The sequence below is a fragment of the Achromobacter sp. DMS1 genome, from assembly GCF_001270295.1.
The window spans coordinates 1-6,864 of record NZ_LHSJ01000229.1 but is presented as its reverse complement, the minus strand read 5'-3'; the positions used below and the strand labels follow the sequence as shown (position 1 = coordinate 6,864).

Annotated in this window: 7 protein-coding genes, 1 tRNA gene and 1 pseudogene; 5 read left to right on the top strand and 4 right to left on the bottom strand. The window is 68.2% G+C overall.

Annotated features, from left to right (window positions below):
- From prmC to hemA, 3 genes are all read right to left on the bottom strand, one after another.
- On the bottom strand, positions 1-682 hold a 682-nt coding region (gene prmC, locus AD428_RS20600; protein WP_082308521.1), incomplete at its 3' end, for a peptide chain release factor N(5)-glutamine methyltransferase.
- Between the two features lie 26 nt (positions 683-708).
- On the bottom strand, positions 709-1,791 hold the full coding sequence (gene prfA, locus AD428_RS20595) for a peptide chain release factor 1 (RefSeq protein ID WP_053245279.1): 1,083 nt from the start codon (positions 1,789-1,791) through the stop codon (positions 709-711).
- A gap of 90 nt (positions 1,792-1,881) precedes the next feature.
- Complete coding sequence (gene hemA, locus AD428_RS20590; protein ID WP_053246414.1) at positions 1,882-3,156, bottom strand: glutamyl-tRNA reductase; 1,275 nt, start codon at positions 3,154-3,156, stop codon at positions 1,882-1,884.
- A gap of 344 nt (positions 3,157-3,500) precedes the next feature.
- On the opposite strand from hemA, the gene AD428_RS20585 reads away from it, so the two are divergent.
- Positions 3,501-3,576, top strand: a tRNA-Phe gene (locus AD428_RS20585).
- A 177-nt stretch (positions 3,577-3,753) separates the two neighbouring features.
- On the opposite strand, the gene AD428_RS20580 is transcribed toward AD428_RS20585, so the two are convergent.
- Complete coding sequence (locus tag AD428_RS20580) at positions 3,754-4,038, bottom strand: helix-turn-helix domain-containing protein (RefSeq protein WP_251863537.1); 285 nt, start codon at positions 4,036-4,038, stop codon at positions 3,754-3,756.
- On the opposite strand from AD428_RS20580, the pseudogene AD428_RS20575 reads away from it, so the two are divergent.
- From AD428_RS20575 to AD428_RS20560, 4 genes and pseudogenes are all read left to right on the top strand, one after another.
- Positions 4,031-4,782: pseudogene (locus AD428_RS20575) on the top strand (TonB-dependent receptor plug domain-containing protein); the annotation flags it as partial. The gene AD428_RS20580 and the pseudogene AD428_RS20575 overlap by 8 nt on opposite strands.
- A 168-nt stretch (positions 4,783-4,950) precedes the next feature.
- Positions 4,951-5,163, top strand: coding sequence for a DUF1059 domain-containing protein (locus AD428_RS20570; RefSeq protein WP_053246416.1), 213 nt, complete (start codon positions 4,951-4,953; stop codon positions 5,161-5,163).
- Positions 5,164-5,406: 243 nt separating this feature from the next.
- Positions 5,407-6,012 (top strand): hypothetical protein, encoded by a 606-nt coding sequence (locus AD428_RS20565; RefSeq protein ID WP_053246411.1) that lies wholly within the window; start codon positions 5,407-5,409, stop codon positions 6,010-6,012.
- Entirely contained in the window at positions 6,009-6,596 is a 588-nt protein-coding gene (locus tag AD428_RS20560) for a hypothetical protein (protein WP_053246410.1), read from the top strand. The genes AD428_RS20565 and AD428_RS20560 overlap by 4 nt, the downstream gene beginning before the upstream one ends.
- Positions 6,597-6,864 lie beyond the last annotated feature (268 nt).

Below are 6,864 nucleotides of genomic sequence, written 5' to 3'. Positions count from 1 at the left end.
CGCCGCCCGGCCGCAGAAACGCCGGCGCGCCCGCCACAATGCGCGCCAGATCGGACAGGCCGTCCGCGCCGTCGGTCAGCGCGCCGCGCGGCTCGAAACGCACGTCGCCCTGCGCGAGATGCGGGTCGCCGCTGGCGACGTAGGGCGGGTTCGACACGATGAGGTCGAACCCCTCGCCGGCCGGCACCGCGGCGTACCAGCTTCCCGCCGCGAAACGCACCGAGGCCGCCAGTTCCCAGGCATTGCCCGCCGCCACCTTCAGCGCCGCCTCGCTCACGTCGGTAGCCGTGACGCGCGCATCGGGACGCGCCAGCGCAATCGAAATCGCAATCGCGCCGCTGCCCGTGCCCAGGTCCAGCACCGCGGGCGCCGACAGGCCGGCAATCGCCGCCAGCGCCGTCTCCACCAGCACCTCCGTATCGGGCCGGGGAATCAGCACGTCGGGCGACACCCGGAAGCGGTGCCCCATGAACTCGCGGTGTCCCAGCAGATACGCCATGGGCTCGCCCGCCAGCCGGCGCGCGGCCAGCGCCTCATAGGCCCGGGCCGCCGCCGGGTCGAGCGGATCGGCGTCGTGCGCCAGCAGCCAGGCGCGCGGCTTACGCAGCACGTGCTCCAGCAGCATGCGCACCTCCAGCCGGGGCAGGCGGGCGTCGGCCAGCAGATCCTTGATTTGCGCCATGGGCATGACCTCGGATGCGCCGGGCCTCAAGCCTCGTCGCCCAGCGCGGCAAGCTGCTCGGCCTGGTGCTCGGCAATCAGCGCGCCCGTGAGCTCGTCCAGGTCGCCTTCCATGATCTGCTGCAGCTTGTACAGCGTCAGGTTGATGCGGTGATCGGTGACGCGGCCCTGCGGATAGTTGTAGGTGCGGATGCGCTCGGAGCGGTCGCCCGAGCCGATCAGGCTCTTGCGCTCGGCCGCCTCCTTGCTCTGGCGCTCGCGCATCTCCTTGTCTTTCAGGCGCGCGGCCAGCACCTGCATGGCTTTGTCCTTGTTGCGGTGCTGCGAGCGATCGTCCTGGCACTCCACCACCAGTCCGGTGGGCAAGTGCGTGATGCGCACCGCCGAATCGGTCTTGTTGATGTGCTGGCCGCCCGCCCCGCTGGCGCGGAACGTGTCGATGCGCAAGTCGTTCGGATTGATGACGATGTCCGACATCTCGTCGGCCTCCGGCATGATGGCCACCGTGCAGGCCGAGGTATGGATGCGGCCCTGCGCCTCGGTGGCCGGCACGCGCTGCACGCGGTGCGCGCCCGACTCGAACTTCAGCCGCCCGTACACGCCGTCGCCGTCGATGCGTGCGATCACTTCCTTGTAGCCGCCCAGCTCCGACGGGCTTTCCGACATCAGCTCCACGCGCCAGCCGCGCTGCTCGGCATAGCGCGTATACATGCGCAGCAGATCGCCGGAAAACAGCGCGCTTTCGTCGCCGCCCGTGCCCGCGCGGATTTCCAGGAACACACTGCGGCCGTCGTTGGGGTCGCGCGGCAGCAGCAGCACCTGCAGCTCCGCTTCCAGCGTTTCCAGGCGCGCGCGCCCGGTCTTGAGCTCCTCCTCCGCCATGGCCTTCATTTCCGAGTCCGACAGCATCTCCTGCGCGGCGGCCAGGTCGTCCTCGGTCCGTGTGAACGCCTTGAACGCTTCCACCACCGGCTCCAGCTCGGAGCGCTCGCGCGACAGCTTGCGGAAACGGTCCATGTCGGCGGCGGTTTCCGGTTCGGCCAACAGGGCGTCGACCTCGATCAAGCGGTGGCACAAGTGCTCCAGCCGGCTGCGCATGGAAGATTTCATGGAATCGGGAACAGAGAAAAAGAAGGTAAGCGGAAAGCGGGCGCCCAAAACGCGAACGCCCGCCGGGAGGCGGGACGCGGGACAGGATCGCTAACGGCGGGAATCGCGGCCGGGGAACAGGCGCGGCATCCAGGCAAGCAGCTGCTTGCGGTCCTCGCCTTCGCTGCGGTTGAGCGCCGCCAGCGGGCCGTGCAGGTACTTCTGGGTCAGGCCGTGCGCAAGCTGCTCCAGCACGGCCTCGGGAGATTCGCCGCGCGCCAGCAGCCGGCGCGCGCGCTCGAGCTCGGCGGCGCGCACGTCTTCGGCGGCCTGGTGCAGCCCCTGGATCACGGGCACCACCTCGCGCGACTGCATCCAGTGCATGAAACCCTGCACACGGGTCTCGATGATGGCCTCGGCCTGAACCACTGCCGCGCGGCGCGCGTCGGTGCCGGTCTGCACCAGGCGGCCCAGGTCATCCACGGAATAGAGATAGACGTCGTCCAGGCGGCCGACCTCGGGCTCGATGTCGCGCGGCACCGCCAGGTCGATCATCACCATGGGACGGTGGCGGCGCAGCCGCGTGGCCCGCTCCACCATCCCCAGCCCGAGGATGGGCAGCGAGCTCGCCGTACAGGACACGATGACGTCGAACTCCGACAGCCGCTCGGTAAGGTCCGACAACTTCATGGTGTTGGCCGAGAAGCGGTTGGCCAGCAGCTCGGCCCGCTCCACGGTGCGGTTGGCCACCACCATGCTGCGCGGCCGCTGCGCGGCGAAGTGCGTGGCGCACAGCTCGATCATCTCGCCCGCGCCGATGAACAGCGTGCGGGCCTGGCCCAGGTCGCCGAACACGCGCTCGGCCAGCCGCACGGCCGCCGCCGCCATCGACACCGAATGCGCGCCGATGGCCGTCTGCGAACGCACTTCCTTGGCCACGGAGAACGTGCGCTGGAACATCTGGTGCAGCAGCGTGCCCAGCGCGCCGGCCTCGCCGGCCGCGCGCACCGCGTCCTTCATCTGCCCCAGGATCTGCGGCTCGCCCAGCACCATGGAATCCAGCCCGCTCGCCACGCGGAACGCATGGCGCACGGCCTCGTCCTGCTGGTGGCGGTAAAGATGGGGATTCAGCGCGCCGGCATCCAGGTGATTGTGCTCGGCCAGCCACACCGGCAGCCGCTCGGCCACCTCGCCTTCGGCCGCGCAATAGATCTCGGTGCGATTACAGGTAGAGAGAATCGCCGCTTCGCGGACCGAACCGCCGAACGCCGCGCGCAGGCCCTCCAGCGCCGGCTTGACCAGATTGACGGGCATGGACACGCGTTCGCGTACCGAAACCGGCGCGGACGTGTGATTCAGACCGAAGGCAAGAACGGCTACCGACATGGGCAGGATTTGTAACAAGTCGACTGCTTGCGATTATACTCCCACGGGTTATCCCCAGCGTAGCGCCCGGTCCCACCGCGACCCTGCGTCGCACCCTGCCGTTCCTTTCTTCCAACACGGGTGCGCCCCCGATTCCGGCTCCGGCCGGCGACGCGCTCTGCGCCACCAACACGCCCGGCCCCGCCATCCTGGGGCGATGCGCAATCCATGCGCCATCCGCTGCCAGCCCTGCGCAATCTTTGCCCAACTCCCCTCCTTTTTTCACATCCGCGCCAAAAAGTCGCAGATTTCCGCCTGCCCGCGTGCACGGCCTCAAAATTTTGTGTATAGTTGCGGACTTCGTTGGCCTGGTAGCTCAGTCGGTAGAGCAGAGGATTGAAAATCCTTGTGTCGGTGGTTCGATTCCGCCCCAGGCCACCACGAATTCGATGCCCAGCTCTTTTAGCTGGGCATTTTCATTTGTGCGTCAAGGCGTCGATCCGGCAGCCTGCCATCCGGCCATGGTCATCGCGTGTCGATGCAGCCCAATAATGCCCTTGCGGGCTCGGGCGGAAAGGCTCGAATGCCCTTTCTTGCCGGGTCCGCCCTCGCCGGGCGTCACACACTCTCCCGCCGCTTCAAATAGCGTTGCGGCGTATCGCCCAGCGTTTCCCTGAACATCGAAATGAATGCGCTGGCGCTCCGGTAGCCGAGTTCACTGGCGACCGTCGACACCGACACGCCCTGGGCAAGGCGGGCGATGGTCTCCACCAGGCGCAATTGCTGCCGCCATTGCCCGAAACTCAAGCCCGTTTCTTCGCGGAACAGCCGGGTCAAGGTTCGCGTGCTTGCGCCTACGTGCTCGCTCCACTGGTCGATCGTGTCGTTGTTTTCCGGGTTCACCCCCACCCAGTTCGTCGACGGATTGCAGACCCCGAACACGTTGAACCTGGCGAGCTGGCGGGTCGATCCCTACATGATCGACAGCATTACCGTGCTGCGCGGCCCTACCTCCGCGCTGTACGGCGCGGGCGATCCGGGCTTCAACTATTACGACAAGAAGCAATGGTCGGTCGGCCATCAGCTCGAGCACCAGGCGGATTCGGTATGGACGCTGCGCCAAGACGCCACGCTCATGCGCCTGACGCTCGACAAAGCCTCGGTGTGGGGAGGCGGCTTCGACGGCGACAGCATGACCGGCATGACCCGCTATGCCGGCCTTTTCCAGATGGACTACAACCGCTTCAACCTGGACAACCAGGCGCAGGCGAAATTCAGGACCGGGCCAGTGGATCACACGGTGCTGCTCGGCTTCGAGTTCAACCGGCAGACCACCACGGACAGCGAGGTGCGTGCGCGCGGCATCGAACTGAACGCAACGGGCAAGCTGACGCCCAACCTGTCCCTCATCGCGGCGTATGCATTCCAGAACGTAAAAAACGTGAAAGCCGAGGACGAGACGCCCGGAAAATGGCCGGTCGATATCCCGCGCCCGCGCCAGATGGCCTCTATGACGCCGGCGACTGGCGCTTTGCGCTGAGCGGAACGAACCTGTTCAATCGCCACGACATCAGCGGCTGCCAGGCGTATTCGGTCTGCATGTACGGCAACGAACGCACCGTCATGGCCACGGCAACCTATAACTGGTGGCGCCCGTCCGGCGGCATCGAAAATGCCCGCGCCGGGTCTGCGAGCGGGATCTATACTTGCCAGACCGCCCCCGCCGATGCGACGCGCCATCGTCCCGGGCGTTCCGCGCCGCGCGTCGGAACGTCTATTGCGCAGGCCCAGCAGGCCTGCGCGCGGGAGACACACATGACACGCAAATACATCGATTGCCGCGAGTATCCCAGCGAAATGAATTGCTCGGTGGCGCTGGCGGCGGATTCCGAAAGCGAGCTGCTGGAGGCGGCCGTACAGCACGCCACCACCGTGCACAAGCACGCGGATACGCCGGAATTGCGGGCGCAGCTGAAGTCGCTGTTCCATGATGGCACGCCGCCGGTTGAAACGCCGCGCCACGCCTGAGCCATTGCTGTGCGAGCGCCGGCCCGGCCAACCTGGTCTTCGATCGGGCTCTGTCTGGCCGGCCGCGCTTGCGGCTTCATCCCGGCCGGAAACGCCTGCTTTCTCGCGCCGTCTTTCGCGCTTCCGGGGCCTTGCGCCCCGCCATACGTCTCGAAACATCCTCTAACCGCTCTTGCCAGCCCGCGCCGTTACGATGCTCCGTTGTCCGGCATTGCCCGTTCCATGCACCGACAGGGAGTGGAGATGCGCCCAGCATTCGGCAAGGTCAAGACCCGGCTGCTTGCCGGGATCGGTTCGATACTCGCGGCCTGCAGCGCTGCGGTCTATGGCCTATACGTCAAGGTGTCGCCGCCGCCTCCGCTGGCGCGCTATGAGGCGGGCAGCCCGATCGAGGCGGGCCAGTGGCAGGTGGTGCCGCGGCGCGCCTGGGTGAGCCGCGACAAGGTCTATGGCGTGTCGCCCGGGCCGGGCCAGCAGATGCTGGTGGTGGAGGTGGATCTCGGCAACCGCACGCGGGCGTCGAGCAGCGACTATGCGGACGTGCTGCGCCCGCATGCCGTGCCGGGCCTGGCGCCCGGCGCTCCCACGGTGGCGCAGACGCGCGACCCGCGGCTTTCGCCGCTGTTGCATCCGGGGCTGGCCGAGCGCGTGGCGTACATCTGGGTGATGGCCGATTCGGCCGCGCCGCCGGCGACGCTGACGGCGGACGTGGTGGCCAAGACGTATAAGCCCCGGGACAACTTGTACGGCGTACCCGGCTGGTACAACCCGGCCGTGGTCGGCCGCCTGGCGCTGCCGCTGGGCGCTTCCTTCGCGCCAGGCGGCGCGGACGCGGCGCGCGCCCCATGAAACGCCGTCTTGCCACGCTGGTGCTGCTGGCTGCGGCGGCCGCGGTGCTGTTTGCCATGCAACGCCATTCGCCGCGCTATGACGAGCTGACCGGCCCGATTCCCGTTTCGGGGCGCATGGGAGAGCCAGTGCGCACGCGGCTGTTCGACGCCAGGGTCGAGCGCGTGGCGTTCGCGCGGCAGGTGGTGTACCGGCGCTTCGGCAGTCCGGTCATGCGCAGTACCTCGGGGCTATGGGCCATTGTGACCGTGGAACTCGCTGCGCGCGCGAAGTCGGTGGCGGTCGGCCAGGCGGCCTGGGAAGGGCCGACGGGTCTGCTCTATCAGCAGACGGACCGGCTGGATTTCTCGCCCGGCCAGCCGCCGCATGCGCTGGACCCCGGCCTGCCCAGGCAGGGGCGCTTCGTATTCGAGATACGGCCAGACCAGGCGGGCGGCGCCACGCTGCGGCTGTCGGAACGCTTCTCGCCGCGTCTGGATTCCGAAGCCCGCATCGCATTGGACACCCTGCCACGAAACCCCGACGGCTCCCTCGCCATCGCCGACACCCTGGACTTGGGCGCCGCTTCCGGAGGCCGGCCATGAGCATCGCCCGGCCGCCCGAAGATGCTCATGCCGAAGCCCGCCAGGGCGCAGGCCGCTCACCGGACGTCGCCCGGCCGCCCGAAGATGCCCATGCCGAAGCCCGCCAGGGCGCAAGCCCGCCGGAACGTGCGCTGSCGCGATGATCCGCCCTCCGCCGGGGAGCGGCTGTGGCGGCGGCGCAGCCTGGCGTTGCTGGCGGTGCTGCTGCCGCTGACGATTGCCGTCACCGCGTACGACAGCGTGCGGCAATGGTGGACGGGCCGCGACC